The sequence below is a fragment of the Ectopseudomonas toyotomiensis genome (assembly GCF_900115695.1).
In the GTDB taxonomy this organism is placed as follows: Bacteria; Pseudomonadota; Gammaproteobacteria; order Pseudomonadales; family Pseudomonadaceae; genus Aquipseudomonas; species Aquipseudomonas toyotomiensis.
Genome location: NZ_FOXK01000003.1, coordinates 20,233 through 34,019 on the forward strand (window position 1 = coordinate 20,233; position 13,787 = coordinate 34,019).

14 protein-coding genes are annotated in these 13,787 nt (G+C 61.0%); 11 read left to right on the forward strand and 3 right to left on the reverse strand.

Annotated features, from left to right (window positions below):
- Positions 1–35 precede the first annotated feature (35 nt).
- The 10 genes from BM186_RS06265 (at position 36) to sthA (ending at position 10,410) form a co-directional block, all read left to right on the forward strand.
- Positions 36–1,502 (forward strand): glyceraldehyde-3-phosphate dehydrogenase, encoded by a 1,467-nt coding sequence (locus BM186_RS06265; RefSeq protein WP_074913955.1) that lies wholly within the window; start codon positions 36–38, stop codon positions 1,500–1,502.
- Positions 1,503–1,811: 309 nt separating this feature from the next.
- Entirely contained in the window at positions 1,812–3,149 is a 1,338-nt protein-coding gene (locus BM186_RS06270; RefSeq protein ID WP_074913957.1) for a Na(+)-translocating NADH-quinone reductase subunit A, read from the forward strand.
- Positions 3,150–3,152: 3 nt separating this feature from the next.
- On the forward strand, positions 3,153–4,364 hold the full coding sequence (locus tag BM186_RS06275) for an NADH:ubiquinone reductase (Na(+)-transporting) subunit B (protein ID WP_017677636.1): 1,212 nt from the start codon (positions 3,153–3,155) through the stop codon (positions 4,362–4,364).
- Positions 4,357–5,145 (forward strand): Na(+)-translocating NADH-quinone reductase subunit C, encoded by a 789-nt coding sequence (locus BM186_RS06280; RefSeq protein WP_074913958.1) that lies wholly within the window; start codon positions 4,357–4,359, stop codon positions 5,143–5,145. Before BM186_RS06275 ends, BM186_RS06280 begins: the two co-directional genes overlap by 8 nt.
- Before the next feature lie 2 nt (positions 5,146–5,147).
- Positions 5,148–5,816, forward strand: coding sequence for an NADH:ubiquinone reductase (Na(+)-transporting) subunit D (locus BM186_RS06285; protein ID WP_072425947.1), 669 nt, complete (start codon positions 5,148–5,150; stop codon positions 5,814–5,816).
- Positions 5,816–6,424 (forward strand): NADH:ubiquinone reductase (Na(+)-transporting) subunit E, encoded by a 609-nt coding sequence (nqrE, locus tag BM186_RS06290; RefSeq protein ID WP_017677633.1) that lies wholly within the window; start codon positions 5,816–5,818, stop codon positions 6,422–6,424. Before BM186_RS06285 ends, nqrE begins: the two co-directional genes overlap by 1 nt.
- A gap of 15 nt (positions 6,425–6,439) precedes the next feature.
- On the forward strand, positions 6,440–7,663 hold the full coding sequence (nqrF, locus tag BM186_RS06295; protein ID WP_072425946.1) for an NADH:ubiquinone reductase (Na(+)-transporting) subunit F: 1,224 nt from the start codon (positions 6,440–6,442) through the stop codon (positions 7,661–7,663).
- Positions 7,664–7,768: 105 nt separating this feature from the next.
- The gene (locus BM186_RS06300; protein ID WP_083431569.1) at positions 7,769–8,692 is read left to right on the forward strand and encodes an FAD:protein FMN transferase; all 924 of its coding nucleotides are present in this window, start codon (positions 7,769–7,771) and stop codon (positions 8,690–8,692) included.
- Complete coding sequence (gene nqrM, locus BM186_RS06305) at positions 8,689–8,919, forward strand: (Na+)-NQR maturation NqrM (protein WP_072425944.1); 231 nt, start codon at positions 8,689–8,691, stop codon at positions 8,917–8,919. The genes BM186_RS06300 and nqrM overlap by 4 nt, the downstream gene beginning before the upstream one ends.
- A 96-nt stretch (positions 8,920–9,015) precedes the next feature.
- The gene (sthA, locus tag BM186_RS06310; protein ID WP_072425943.1) at positions 9,016–10,410 is read left to right on the forward strand and encodes a Si-specific NAD(P)(+) transhydrogenase; all 1,395 of its coding nucleotides are present in this window, start codon (positions 9,016–9,018) and stop codon (positions 10,408–10,410) included.
- 222 nt (positions 10,411–10,632) lie between these two features.
- On the opposite strand, the gene BM186_RS06315 is transcribed toward sthA, so the two are convergent.
- The 3 genes from BM186_RS06315 to BM186_RS06325 are packed head-to-tail and all read right to left on the reverse strand — an operon-like array spanning position 10,633 to position 12,243.
- Entirely contained in the window at positions 10,633–11,352 is a 720-nt protein-coding gene (locus BM186_RS06315) for a glycerophosphodiester phosphodiesterase (protein ID WP_074913962.1), read from the reverse strand.
- A complete protein-coding gene (locus BM186_RS06320; RefSeq protein ID WP_072425941.1) occupies positions 11,349–11,657 on the reverse strand; it encodes a phosphodiesterase in 309 nt (102 codons plus the stop codon). Before BM186_RS06320 ends, BM186_RS06315 begins: the two co-directional genes overlap by 4 nt.
- A gap of 19 nt (positions 11,658–11,676) precedes the next feature.
- Positions 11,677–12,243: a PilZ domain-containing protein gene (locus BM186_RS06325; protein WP_074913963.1), complete on the reverse strand. Its 567-nt coding sequence runs from the start codon at positions 12,241–12,243 to the stop codon at positions 11,677–11,679.
- Positions 12,244–12,535: 292 nt separating this feature from the next.
- Between BM186_RS06325 and BM186_RS06330 the strand changes: the two genes are divergently transcribed.
- Positions 12,536–13,783, forward strand: coding sequence for a lipoprotein-releasing ABC transporter permease subunit (locus BM186_RS06330; RefSeq protein WP_074913965.1), 1,248 nt, complete (start codon positions 12,536–12,538; stop codon positions 13,781–13,783).
- Positions 13,784–13,787: the final 4 nt, after the last annotated feature.

Below are 13,787 nucleotides of genomic sequence, written 5' to 3' on the forward strand. Positions count from 1 at the left end.
GCCGTCATAATGTAGCCCCTTTTTTCAGCCCCTACATGTGGAAGGTACTGCCCGTGACTCAGAAGCCCGACCAGTGTCTCGGTGAATGGATCGATCGTGAAGCCCTCGCGGAAGCGATGATTCCGCTGATTGGTCAGCTCTATCGCAACAATAATGTGGTGACCTCGATCTATGGCCGTGGCCTGATCAACCGTTCGGTCATCGACATCCTCAAGGCTCACCGTTTCGCTCGCCATCGCCTTGCCGATGAGGCTGAACTGTCGGTGCACGACACCTTCCCCATGCTCAAGGCCATGAGCGAGCTCAAGCTGGGCGCCGCTTCCGTGGACCTGGGCAAGCTGGTTGCCAAGTTCAAGGCCGAAGGCGCTGGTCGTAGCGTCGAGCAGTTCGTCAAGGACGAGCTGGCCGAGGTGGTCGGCAAGCAGAACGGTTCCGGTCGTGAAGGCACCGACGTGGTCCTGTATGGCTTCGGTCGTATCGGCCGCCTGCTGGCGCGCATCCTGATCGAGAAGACCGGTGGTGGCGACGGCCTGCGCCTGCGTGCCATCGTTGTGCGTAAAGGCGCCAGCAACGATCTGGTCAAGCGTGCCAGCCTGCTCCGTCGTGACTCGGTACACGGCAAGTTCAACGGCACCATCACCATTGATGAAGAGAACAACACCCTGACGGCCAACGGCAACCTGATCCAGGTGATCTATGCCAAGGACCCGAAGGAAGTCGACTACACCCAGTACGGCATCAAGAACGCACTGCTGGTTGACAACACCGGTGTGTGGCGTGATGCCGAGGGCTTGGGTCAGCACCTGGCTTGCCCGGGCGTCGATCGCGTCGTTCTCACCGCACCTGGCAAGGGCGCGCTGAAGAACATCGTGCACGGCATCAACCACAGCGAAATCACCGCTGAGGACAAGATCATCTCCGCGGCTTCCTGCACCACCAACGCCATCGTTCCGGTGCTCAAGGCGGTCAATGATCAGTACGGCATCGTCAACGGTCACGTCGAGACCGTTCACTCGTACACCAACGACCAGAACCTGATCGACAACTTCCACAAAGGCAGTCGTCGTGGTCGTAGTGCCGCGCTGAACATGGTCATCACCGAAACCGGCGCTGCTACCGCTGCGGCCAAGGCGCTGCCGGTTCTGAAAGGCAAGCTGACCGGCAACGCCATTCGTGTGCCGACGCCGAACGTGTCCATGGCCATCCTCAATCTGAATCTGGAGAAGGCCACCACTCGCGAAGATATCAACGAGTACCTGCGCCAGATGGCCATGCACTCGGATCTGCAGAAGCAGATCGACTTCGTCAGCTCGCAGGAAGTGGTATCGACCGACTTCGTTGGTTCGCGCCATGCCGGCGTGGTGGATGCCGAAGCCACCATCGCCAACGATAACCGCGTTGTGCTGTACGTCTGGTACGACAACGAGTTCGGTTACAGCTGCCAGGTGGTGCGCGTGATGGAAGATATGGCTGGGGTCAACCCGCCGGCCTTCCCGCGCTAAGCGTCAAGGTCGCAAAAGAACGGGAGCTTCGGCTCCCGTTTTTTTTATGCCCGGAATCTGCCCTGGCGAGGTTGTCGAGTTGATCTCGAGCAGCATCGAGTTTGTTGCGCCCTGTTACCGAAAGGCCAAAAAAAGCAAGCGCTTGGGTGGTCAGTGCCGGGGGGCGTCTTTATAATCAAGCGGATTTTTTACCCAGGTTTGGCGCCTTCCTCCACGCCCATATCGTATCGGCGTGGTCGGGTCTATTAGACCTTCGGTAGCGCCGCCTGTCCTATAAAAAGCTTTCTAAATCAGTGGTTAGGCAAACCTATGATCAAACTAAAGCATGGGCTTGATTTGCCCATAACGGGTGCGCCGGCACAGCGTATCGAGGCCGCCAGGCCCGTACGTAGTGTCGCCGTCATCGGCTTCGACTATCACGGGATGAAGCCGACGATGGAAGTGCAGGTCGGTGACCGGGTCAAACTCGGTCAATTGCTGTTTACCGACAAGAAGACACCCGGCGTGCGCTATACAGCCCCTGCGGCTGGCGTGGTCAGCGCCATCCATCGTGGTGAGAAGCGTGTCCTGCAGTCCGTTGTCATCGACATCGAAGGCGACGAGCAGGAAACCTTCAGCCAGTATGCTGCCGACCAACTCGACTCGCTGAGCGACGAGCAGGTTCGCGAGAACCTGCAGCAGTCCGGTCTCTGGACTGCGCTGCGTACCCGTCCGTTCAGCAAGGTGCCGGCGCTGGATGCCGTGCCGAGTTCGATCTTCGTCACTGCCATCGATACCCACCCACTTGCCGCCGATCCTGCGGTGATCATCGGTGAATACGCCGCTGACTTCGAAAACGGTCTGAAGGTACTGGGCAATCTGGCCAAGGTCTTCCTGTGCAAGGCCGAAGGTGCCAGCCTGCCGGGCGAGCATGTTGCCAAGGTGCAAAGCGAAGCCTTTGCCGGCCCGCACCCGGCGGGGCTGCCAGGCACTCACATTCACTTCCTTGACCCGGTCAGCACCAGCAAGAGTGTCTGGCAAATCGGTTATCAGGACGTGATCGCGGTGGGCAAACTGTTCACCACCGGTCAGCTGTTCGTCGAGCGCGTGGTTGCCCTCGGCGGCCCGGTTGCCGAGCAGCCGCGTCTGCTGCGCACGCGTCTGGGCGCCAACCTGGAAGAACTCACCGCCGGTGAGCTCAAGCCAGGTTTCAACCGGGTGATTTCCGGCTCGGTGTTCGGCGGTCGTACCGCTCAGGGCGCCTTCGCCTTCCTCGGCCGTTACCACAACCAGGTGTCTTGCCTGGTGGAAGGCAACGACCGCGAGATGATGCATTACCTGCGTGCCGGCGTTAACAAGCACTCGGTATTGAACATCTTCGTCTCCAAGCTGGCAGGCGCCAAGCTGTTCAACTTCACCACCACCACCAATGGCAGCCCGCGCGCCATGGTGCCGGTGGGCAACTACGAAGCCGTGATGCCGCTGGATATCCTGCCGACTCAACTGCTGCGCTATCTGATCGTTGGCGACACCGAGATGGCTCAGAAACTGGGTTGCCTGGAACTCGACGAAGAAGACCTGGCACTGTGCACCTATGTGTGCGCCGGCAAGTATGAATATGGCCCGATCCTGCGGGACAACCTCACCCGCATCGAGAAGGAGGGTTAATCCGTGGGCATTCGTGCATTCCTCGACAAGATCGAGCACAACTTCGAAAAGGGCGGCAAGTACGAGAAGTGGTATGCCCTCTACGAGGCCATCGACACCTTCTTCTATCGTCCTGGCAGCGTGACCAAGACCACCGCTCACGTGCGCGACGGCATCGACCTCAAGCGCATGATGATCACCGTGTGGCTGTGCACCTTCCCGGCCATGTTCTTTGGCATGTGGAACACCGGCTACCAGGCCAACCTGATCTTCGCCCAGAGCCCCGAGCTGCTGGCGAGTCAGGAAGGCTGGCGCTTCGCCCTGATCGGCTCGCTGGCCGGTTTCGATCCGAACAGCCTGTGGGATAACTTCATCCAGGGCGCAGCCTACTTTCTGCCCGTCTACGCGGTGACCTTCATCGTCGGCGGCTTCTGGGAAGTGCTGTTCGCTTCGATCCGCAAGCATGAAGTCAACGAAGGCTTCTTCGTCACGTCCGTGCTGTTCGCCCTGATCCTGCCGCCGAGCATTCCGCTGTGGCAGGTTGCCCTGGGCATCAGCTTCGGCGTGGTGATCGGCAAGGAAGTGTTCGGTGGTACCGGCAAGAACTTCCTCAACCCGGCACTGACCGGCCGTGCTTTCCTGTTCTTCGCCTATCCGGCGCAGATGTCCGGTGATGCGGTCTGGACGGCGGTCGATGGTTTTGCCGGCGCCACTTCGCTGAGCCTGGCAGCCTCCGGCGGCATCGAGAACGTGATCAACAACGGCATCACCTGGATGGACGCCTTCGTCGGCACCATTCACGGCTCGCTCGGCGAGACCAGCACCCTGGCGATTGCCATCGGCGGTCTGGTCCTGCTGATCACCAAGATCGCCTCCTGGCGCATCGTCGCTGGCGTGATGCTGGGCATGATCGGTCTGAGCCTGCTGCTCAATCTGATCGGTTCCACCACCAACCCGATGTTTGCCATGCCCTGGTACTGGCATCTGGTAGTCGGCGGCTTTGCCTTCGGCATGTTCTTCATGGCCACCGATCCGGTGTCGGCCTCCATGACCAACACCGGCAAGTGGATCTTTGGTGCTCTGATCGGCGTGATGGTGGTGCTGATCCGTGTGGTCAACCCGGCCTTCCCCGAGGGCATGATGCTGGCGATTCTGTTCGCCAACCTGTTTGCACCGCTGATCGACCACTTCGTCGTTCAAGCCAATATCAAGCGGAGGCTGGCACGCAATGTCTAGTCAAAAAGAATCCACCGTCCGCACGCTGACGGTGGCCGTGCTGGTGTGTCTGGTGTGCTCGGTGTTCGTCGCCGGTGCAGCCATTGCACTGAAGCCGACCCAGGTGGAGAACCGTCTGCTGGACAAGCAGCGCAGCATCCTGGCCATCGCCGGCCTGGGTGAGCCGGGCATGTCCGGGGCCAAGGTCAAGGAGGTGTTCGACGGCACCATCACCGCCAAACTGGTGGATCTGGAGACCGGCAAGTTCTCCGATGCCTTCGATCCGATCACCTTCGACCCGCTCAAGGCCTCGAAGGATCCGAAGACCTCCACCGCGCTCAAGGGCAGCGAGGACATCGCTGGGATCAAGCGCCAGGAGCGCTACACCACCGTTTATCTGGTGGAGAAGGATGGCGAAGTCGAAACCCTGATCCTGCCGGTGCGCGGCTACGGCCTGTGGTCGACCCTGCACGGTTTTATCGCCGTCAAGGGCGACCTCAATACCGTGGTCGGCATGGGCTTCTACCAGCACGGCGAGACTCCCGGTCTCGGCGGCGAGGTGGACAACCCGAAATGGAAGGGCCAATGGCCGGGCAAGACCCTGTTCGACGACAACGACAAGTTGGCCGTACAGGTGGTCAAGGGCGGCGTAGATCCGCAAAGCCCGCAAGCCACGCACCAGGTCGATGGCCTGGCCGGCGCCACTCTGACCAGTGTCGGTGTGGACAACCTGCTGAAGTTCTGGCTTGGCCAGAACGGCTTCGGTCCGTTTATCGCTAACCTGCGTGCAGGGGAGGCTTGATCATGTCGCAGTCGACTATTAAAGAAGTCCTGCTCAACCCGGTCTTCAACAACAACCCCATCGGCCTGCAGATCCTCGGGATCTGCTCGGCCCTGGCGGTCACCTCGAACCTGCAGACCGCGCTGGTGATGTCTGCCGCGCTGACCCTGGTGACCGGTTTCTCCAACCTGTTCATCTCGATGATCCGCAGCCAGATCCCCAGCTCGATCCGCATGATCGTGCAGATGGTGATCATCGCCTCGCTGGTGATCGTGGTCGATCAGGTGCTCAAGGCCTACGCCTTCAGTTTGTCCAAACAGCTGTCGGTGTTCGTCGGTCTGATCATCACCAACTGCATCGTGATGGGCCGCGCTGAAGCCTTCGCCATGCAGAACCCGCCCGTGCTGTCGTTCTTCGATGGTATCGGCAACGGTCTTGGCTACAGCGCCTTCCTGATTGCCCTGGGTATCATTCGCGAGCTGTTCGGCGCGGGCAAACTGATGGGCTACGAGGTCTTCTCGGTGGTCAACGACGGCGGCTGGTACCAGCCCAACGGCATGCTGCTGCTGCCGCCATCGGCCTTCTTCCTGATCGGTCTGTTCATCTGGGCCATCCGTAGCTGGAAGAAGGATCAGATCGAGAAGAACGCCTACAAGATGGCGCCTCAGGTATCCAGCAAGGAGGCCTATTAATGGAACATTACATCAGCCTGTTCGTCCGTGCGGTGTTCGTCGAGAACATGGCGCTGGCGTTCTTCCTCGGCATGTGTACCTTCATCGCCATCTCCAAGAAGGTGGAAACCGCCATTGGCCTCGGCATCGCCGTGGTCGTGGTGCTGGGTATCACCATGCCGGTGAACAACCTGATCTACACCAATATCCTCAAGGATGGTGCGCTGGCCTGGGCCGGTCTGCCTGAGGTGGATCTGTCGTTCCTCGGCCTGCTGACCTTCATCGGGGTGATCGCTGCACTGGTACAGATCCTCGAGATGACCCTGGATAAGTACGTGCCGTCGCTGTACAACGCCCTCGGCGTGTTCCTGCCGCTGATCACCGTGAACTGCGCCATCATGGGTGGCTCGCTGTTCATGGTCGAGCGCGACTACAACCTGGCTGAAAGCACCGTCTACGGCATCGGCGCAGGCGTGTCCTGGGCACTGGCGATTGCTGCGCTGGCTGGTATCCGCGAGAAGCTCAAGTACAGCGATGTACCGGCTGGTCTGCAGGGTCTGGGCATCACCTTCATCACCATCGGTCTGATGTCGCTGGGCTTCATGTCCTTCTCCGGCGTGCAGCTGTAAGGAAAGGATGAACAGATGAATTACGAAATCTTCCTCGCCATCGGCATGTTCACCGCCATCGTTCTCGCGCTGGTGCTGATCATTCTCGCTGCTCGCGCCAAGCTGGTGTCCAGCGGCGACGTGAACATCGAAATCAACGGCGAAAAAACCATCGTGGTCCCGGCCGGCGGCAAGCTGCTGCAAACCCTGGCCGACAACGGCATCTTCCTGTCGTCCGCTTGCGGTGGCGGCGGTACCTGCGCCCAGTGCAAGTGCATCATCGAATCCGGCGGTGGCGAGATGCTCTCCACCGAAGAGTCGCACTTCACCAAGCGCGAGGCCCGCGAGGGTTGGCGCCTGTCCTGCCAGGCCGCGGTCAAGCAGGACATGAAGATCGAAGTGCCGGAAGAAGTCTTCGGCGTGAAGAAGTGGGAATGCACCGTCGTTTCCAACCCCAACGTCGCCACCTTCATCAAGGAGCTGACGCTGAAACTGCCGGAAGGCGAGAACGTCGACTTCCGTGCCGGTGGTTATGTGCAGCTGGAATGCCCGCCGCACACCGTGTACTACAAGGACTTCGACATCCAGGAGGAGTACCGCGGCGACTGGGACAAGTTCAACCAGTGGAAGTACGTGTCCAAGGTCGACGAGACCGTGATCCGTGCCTATTCCATGGCCAACTACCCGGAAGAGCGCGGTCTGGTGAAGTTCAACATCCGTATCGCCTCGCCGCCCCCCGGCAAGGACGATCTGCCACCGGGCAAGATGTCGTCCTACGTGTTCAGCCTCAAGCCGGGCGACAAGATCACCGTGTACGGGCCCTTCGGTGAGTTCTTCGCCAAGGACACCGACGCCGAGATGGTCTTCATCGGTGGTGGTGCCGGCATGGCGCCGATGCGTTCGCACATCTTCGACCAGCTCAAGCGCCTGAAGTCCAAGCGCAAGATCAGCTTCTGGTACGGTGCGCGTTCCATGCGCGAGTCGTTCTACAACGAAGAGTACGATCAGCTGGCCGCAGAGAACCCGAACTTCGAATGGCACCTGGCGTTGTCCGACCCACAGCCGGAAGACAACTGGACCGGCCTCAAGGGCTTCATCCACAACGTGCTGTACGAGAACTACCTGAAGGACCACCCGGCTCCGGAAGATTGCGAGTTCTACATGTGCGGCCCACCCATGATGAACGCCGCCGTGATCAAGATGCTGACCGACCTGGGTGTCGAGCCGGAGAACATCCTCCTCGACGACTTCGGCGGCTAACGCATGAGGTCTGCTGTACTCCAGCCCGTTATCGCTGTCGCCCTGGCGGCAGCCCTAACGGGCTGCTTGCATTCTGAACGGATCGAAGAGTTCGGTGGCCCGACCATGGGCAGTACCTATTCGATCAAATACGTCCGTAGTGAAGGTGTCGCGCCGCAAGCCGAACTCAAGGCCGCGACCGAGGCGATCCTCGCCGAGATCGATCTGCAGATGTCCACCTATCGCGATGATTCGCTGATCGAGCAGTTCAACCGTGCGCCGGCGGGTACCTGCCAGGCCATGCCCAAGGGCGTGCTGGATCTGGTGCGTGCCGGCAATCGCCTGCACGAAGAGAGCCAGGGTCACTTCGACCTGACCCTCGAACCCTTGCTCGACCTCTGGGGCTTCGGCCCCAAAGGGCAGGGCGAAGCCGTGCCGGACGCCGAGCGTCTGGCCGAAGTGCGTCAGCGGGTCGGTCAGCAGCACCTTAAGGTCGACGGCGAGCAGCTGTGCAAGGAGGCCGATGTTCAGGTCGACTTCAACAGCATCGCGGCCGGTTATGCCGTCGATCTGATCGTGGCGCGTCTGGGCGAGTTGGGGGTCACCAGTTATCTGGTTGAGGCCACCGGTGAGCTCAAGGCGGCCGGCTTCAAGCCCGATGGCAGCCACTGGCGCATCGGTCTGGAGGCCCCGCGCGACGACCAGCGGGTGGCCCAACGCATTCTGCAGCTCGATGGTTACGGTATCTCCACCTCAGGTGACTACCGCAACTACTTCGAAGAGAACGGCCAGCGCTACTCGCATACGCTCGATCCGCTGAGCGGCAAGCCGGTTAACCACAAGCTGGCAGCTGTCACTGTGGCCGATCCATCGACCTTGCGTGCCGATGGCTTGTCTACCCTATTGATGGTGCTTGGACCGGATGCCGGTATGGCCTTCGCCGAGCGCAACGGTATCGCGGCGTTTTTCGTGACGCGTGAGGGCGAGGGCTTCGTCTCACAGGGCACGACCGCATTCGAGCAGCTATTCGCTGCAGGAGATGAGCAATGACTTTTCTGGTTGTATTTCTGGCCATGGTTCTGGTCGTCGGCATGATGGCCGTTGGCGTGATCATGGGGCGCAAACCCATCGCCGGTTCCTGCGGTGGCATCGCCAACCTGGGTATCGAGAAGGAATGCTCGATTTGCGGCGGTAGCCGTGAAAAGTGCGAGGAGGTCAATCGCGACCAGAGCGAAGCGCCGAATACCGACCTGGCTTACGACGCGAGCAAGCGTTAAGCCGGGTGGTAGCTTTGATAGCCGGTGGCTATTATCCGCTGCCGGCCCCGCCGAGGGTGCGCCACAAGCGCTCCGGCCTGATCTGAAGGAGTAAACATGGCGGTCTACAACTACGATGTGGTGGTGCTGGGCTCCGGCCCGGCGGGCGAGGGCGCGGCGATGAACGCGGCCAAGGCCGGGCGCAAGGTAGCCGTGGTGGACAACCGTCCGCTGGTCGGCGGCAATTGCACCCACCTGGGCACCATTCCGTCCAAGGCGCTGCGCCATTCGGTGCGGCAGATCATGCAGTTCAATACCAACCCGATGTTCCGCCAGATCGGTGAGCCACGCTGGTTCTCGTTCCCCGACGTGCTGAAAAGCGCGGAGAAGGTGATCGCCAAGCAGGTCACCTCACGCACCGGCTACTACGCGCGCAACCGCATCGACACCTATTTCGGCACCGCCAGCTTCGCTGACGAGCAGACCGTCGAAGTCGTCTGCATCAATGGTGTAGTGGAAAAGCTGGTGGCCAAACAGATCGTCATCGCCACCGGTTCGCGTCCGTACCGTCCGGCCGACGTCGATTTCCGCCACCCGCGTATCTACGATAGCGACACCATTCTCAGCCTGGGTCACACGCCGCGCCGTCTGATCATCTACGGAGCCGGGGTCATCGGTTGCGAGTACGCCTCGATCTTCAGTGGCCTGGGTGTGCTGGTCGACCTGATCGACAACCGCGATCAACTGCTCAGCTTCCTCGACTCGGAAATCTCCGATGCCTTGAGCTATCACCTGCGCAACAACAACGTGCTGATTCGTCACAACGAAGAGTACGAGCGCATCGAGGGTGTGGAAAACGGTGTGGTCCTGCACCTGAAGTCGGGCAAGAAGATCAAGGCCGACGCCCTGCTGTGGTGTAACGGCCGCACCGGCAACACCGATCAGCTGGGCCTGGAAAACATCGGCATCGCGGTCAACAGCCGTGGTCAGATCCAGGTCGACGAGCATTACCGCACCGAGGTCAGCAACATCTACGCCGCCGGTGACGTGATCGGCTGGCCGAGCCTGGCCAGCGCCGCTGCCGACCAGGGGCGTTCCGCTGCCGGCAGCATCGTCGACAACGGCAGCTGGCGCTTCGTCGATGACGTGCCGACCGGCATTTACACCATTCCGGAGATCAGCTCGATCGGCAAGACCGAGCGTGAGCTGACCCAGGCCAAGGTGCCTTACGAAGTGGGCAAGGCCTTCTTCAAGGGTATGGCGCGTGCGCAGATCTCGGTGGAACCGGTGGGCATGCTGAAGATCCTCTTCCATCGTGAAACCCTGGAAGTGCTGGGTGTGCACTGCTTCGGCTATCAAGCCTCGGAGATCGTCCACATTGGCCAGGCGATCATGAACCAGAAGGGTGAAGCCAACAGCATCAAGTACTTCATCAACACCACCTTCAACTACCCGACCATGGCCGAGGCCTATCGGGTTGCCGCGTTCGACGGCCTCAACCGGCTTTTTTGAGCGGCTCCGGCCGGCGGCCTGAGCCGGTCGGGGAGGCAGGCTGGGTAGTGGCTTCCGAGTGGCGCTGGCCGAATCGGGAGAGCTTCTAGCGTCTCAGGCGGCAGCAACGAAAAAACCGGCTCTTGGGCCGGTTTTTTCGTTCTCGGGCTACGCCGCGGGCTACTCAGGCTTGCTCCCCTCTCCCGCGTGCGGGAGAGGGGCCGGGGGAGAGGGCGCTGAGGCTCAGCCGCGCAGCGTCTGCACCGCGATGCCGGGGAAGTCGGTGATGATGCTGTCGACACCGAAGTCGGCCAGGCGGCGCATCAGCGCCGGCTCATTGACCGTCCAGACCGATACGTGCAGCCCCTGCTTCTGCGCCTTGATCAGGCGCTCCGGGGTGCACAGTGTCCAGTTCAGCGCCAGCAGGTGGCAATCGTAATGCGCCGCTACTTTCAGCGGGTCGAGCCAGGCGTACTCGGCAACCAGACCGAGCTGCAACTGCGGAGTCAGTTCGCGCGCGGCCTTGAGTACCTCCCGCGAGCTGGAGGTGATGGTGATCTGCTCACGCAAACCGAAGCGTTCGACGAGTTCGGCAATGGCCAGCACGGTGCGCGCGGCGCGCACTTTCGAGGCGCTTTTCACCTCCAGCTGCCAATGCTCGAACTTGCACTGCTGGAACAATTCTTCCAGACGCGGAATGGGGCATGGGCGCACCCAGCCAGGGCCGCCCTTACGCGCGTCGTACTTCACCAGCTCGGCGGCGTCGTGTTCAACCACCTTGCCGCGCAGGCCGGTGGTGCGCTTGAGTGTTGGGTCGTGGATCACCATCAGTTCGCCATCGCGCGACAGATGCAGATCCAGCTCGCAGCGGTCGACGCCGTGTTCCAGGCAGCGCTGGAAACTGGCCAGGGTATTTTCCGGGGCTTCGCCCTTGGCGCCGCGATGGCCGTAGATGAGAGTCACTGTTGCTCCTTGGCAGTGTCGAGGTGGCGTGGCTGGTGATGGCGCACGCTGTTGATCACGTGATCGTATTCGAAATAGACGCTGAATTCGCGGTAATCCCAGCGTGTGATCGGCGGCTGGCCGACGGGCTTGTGCTCTTCATCGGCTAGGCCGAAACGCTCCAGTACCGAACGCTTGGACTGGCCTTTGTGCGGCAGGTTGCTGGCGTCGAGATCGGCGCCCTGGCTGCCCAGGGGAATGGTCAGGGTATCGGCGAAGAGAGCAGTGGGGGCGAGCAGGGTGAAAAGCAGAGCGAGACGATACATGGCGGTTCCTTGGCGACTGTCATTCGCGGGCTTGGCGACGCTCCAAAGCCTGCTTTTGCAGGATATGCCGAGCCAGCAACTGGCGCTGTGCGTCGGTCAACGCTTCGAACTCGGTGCCAATCTCGAATTGGCCATCCGCGCGCTGGCTGCAGTGCACCACCTGGCCACGCAGCAAGAGACCGAGCGCCTGCGGCATCAGCACCATCTTGATCGCCAGATGGCTGCCCGGCGCCACGGCCTGGGCGTTATTGAAACTGATGCCGCCTTCGGACAGCGATACCTGGCGTGGCGCGCCGATGTCGCGCAGCAGGCTCTGTGCCACGGCCTGGCCGAGCAGGTCGATGCGCTTGTTGATCACCTTTAGGTAGCTGGCCAGGGTGCGGTCGCGCTCAGTGATATGGCGCAGCAGATGCTGGGATTCGAAGTCCATCAGGTGCAGGTCGCTGAGCAGGTTGAACAGCGGCGATGGATCGTGAAGCGCGTCGCTGGCATGGGCCTCGGCCCCCGACAGCAGGCTGAATTCCAGTGCGATCGTATCGTCGATACGATAGTATTCGCGGCGATCATCTACATCGTTAGTCGACATGGCGAACCCATGAAAGCGGTGGTGGTCGAAGACCCTGTTGAAAGTCTCGCGAACTGGATGCGTGCCAGGCAAGTGTCGCCGAACAAGCCTCGGTTACGAATGGTAAACGAGCATTGCTCGCTTCGCTCGCCCCTTAGGGGCCACACTGAAGCGCGCTGGCCATAAGCGGCTTTCCAAGTGTCTTTAACGCAGCATGCCCGATACGCAGCAGACTTTGAGTTGCTTCTGAGTGTAAGGCTGCTGACCTGGCCCTGCCACAAGGACGTTTTTCTTTCCCCCGAATCTCTCCGACATGTTCAGACCTCTGTTCGTATTCATCGGTACGCGCTACACGCGGGCCAAGCGTCGCAACCACTTCGTCTCCTTCATTTCCCTGACGTCCATGCTCGGCCTCACCCTCGGGGTGATGGTCATGATCCTGGTGCTGTCGGTGATGAATGGTTTCGACCATGAAATGCGCACGCGGGTGTTGGGGATGATTCCCCACGCCACGGTCGAATCGCCGACCCCGGTAAGCGACTGGCCGGTATTGGCGCGACAGGTCGAGCGCCATCCACGCGTCGAGGCGCTGGCACCCTTCACTCAGATGCAGGGCCTGCTGACACACGACGGCAAGGTGCAGAAGGTGCTGATCAATGCCATCGACCCCGAGCAGGAACGCAAGGTGTCGATCATCGACGGTTTCTTCCAGCAGGGTAGTCTCGACAGCCTGCAGCCAGGTGATTTTGCCATGGTCATCGGCGACAAGGCGGCGGCCAAGCTGGGCCTGAAGTTGGGTGACAAGGTCACCTTCGTCGCGCCCGAGGTCACCGTGACCCCTGCCGGCATGTTCCCGCGTCTGAAGCGCTTTACCGTGACCGGCATCTTTCACGTCGGCGCTGGCGAGATCGACGGCGCACTGGCGCTGGCCAACATCAGTGACCTGGCGCGCCTGCAGCGCTGGAAGCCGGATCAGGTACAGGGCCTGCGCCTGAAGTTCGATGATCTGTTCCAGGCGCCGCGCAGCGCCTGGGAGATCGCCCAGACCCTCGACGGCGATTTCTACGCCCGCGACTGGACCCGCACCCACGGCAACCTGTACCAGGCCATTCGCATGGAGAAGACCATGATCGGTCTGCTTCTGCTGCTGATCGTCGCGGTGGCCGCGTTCAATATCATTTCCACCTTGGTGATGGTGGTGACCGACAAGAAGGGCGACATCGCCATCCTGCGGACCCTCGGCGCCACGCCGCGACAGATCATGGCCATCTTCATGGTGCAGGGCACGGTGATTGGTGTGGTCGGCACCTTCATCGGCGCCGTGCTGGGGATTCTCGCAGCGCTGAACATCAGCAGCCTGATCGCCGGCATCGAACGTCTGCTGGGCATCAAGTTTCTCAATGCCGATGTCTACTTCATCGATTACCTGCCCTCGCAACTGCAGAGCGCCGACGTGGTGATGGTCTGTACCGCGGCGTTGCTGCTGAGCTTCTTCGCCACCCTGTATCCAGCCTGGCGCGCTGCGCGTACCCAGCCGGCCGAGGCCCTGCGCTATGAGTGAGTCC

Bases quoted from the DNA above. Each gene is read 5' to 3' on its own strand.
- BM186_RS06330 (WP_074913965.1), top strand. From the start codon at position 12,536: ATGTTCAGACCTCTGTTCGTATTCATCGGTACGCGCTACACGCGGGCC.
- BM186_RS06285 (WP_072425947.1), top strand. From the start codon at position 5,148: ATGTCGCAGTCGACTATTAAAGAAGTCCTGCTCAACCCGGTCTTCAAC.
- BM186_RS06280 (WP_074913958.1), top strand. From the start codon at position 4,357: ATGTCTAGTCAAAAAGAATCCACCGTCCGCACGCTGACGGTGGCCGTG.
- nqrM (WP_072425944.1), top strand. From the start codon at position 8,689: ATGACTTTTCTGGTTGTATTTCTGGCCATGGTTCTGGTCGTCGGCATG.
- nqrE (WP_017677633.1), top strand. From the start codon at position 5,816: ATGGAACATTACATCAGCCTGTTCGTCCGTGCGGTGTTCGTCGAGAAC.
- BM186_RS06320 (WP_072425941.1), bottom strand. From the start codon at position 11,657: ATGTATCGTCTCGCTCTGCTTTTCACCCTGCTCGCCCCCACTGCTCTC.
- BM186_RS06325 (WP_074913963.1), bottom strand. From the start codon at position 12,243: ATGTCGACTAACGATGTAGATGATCGCCGCGAATACTATCGTATCGAC.
- BM186_RS06300 (WP_083431569.1), top strand. From the start codon at position 7,769: ATGGGCAGTACCTATTCGATCAAATACGTCCGTAGTGAAGGTGTCGCG.
- sthA (WP_072425943.1), top strand. From the start codon at position 9,016: ATGGCGGTCTACAACTACGATGTGGTGGTGCTGGGCTCCGGCCCGGCG.
- BM186_RS06265 (WP_074913955.1), top strand. From the start codon at position 36: ATGTGGAAGGTACTGCCCGTGACTCAGAAGCCCGACCAGTGTCTCGGT.
- BM186_RS06270 (WP_074913957.1), top strand. From the start codon at position 1,812: ATGATCAAACTAAAGCATGGGCTTGATTTGCCCATAACGGGTGCGCCG.
- nqrF (WP_072425946.1), top strand. From the start codon at position 6,440: ATGAATTACGAAATCTTCCTCGCCATCGGCATGTTCACCGCCATCGTT.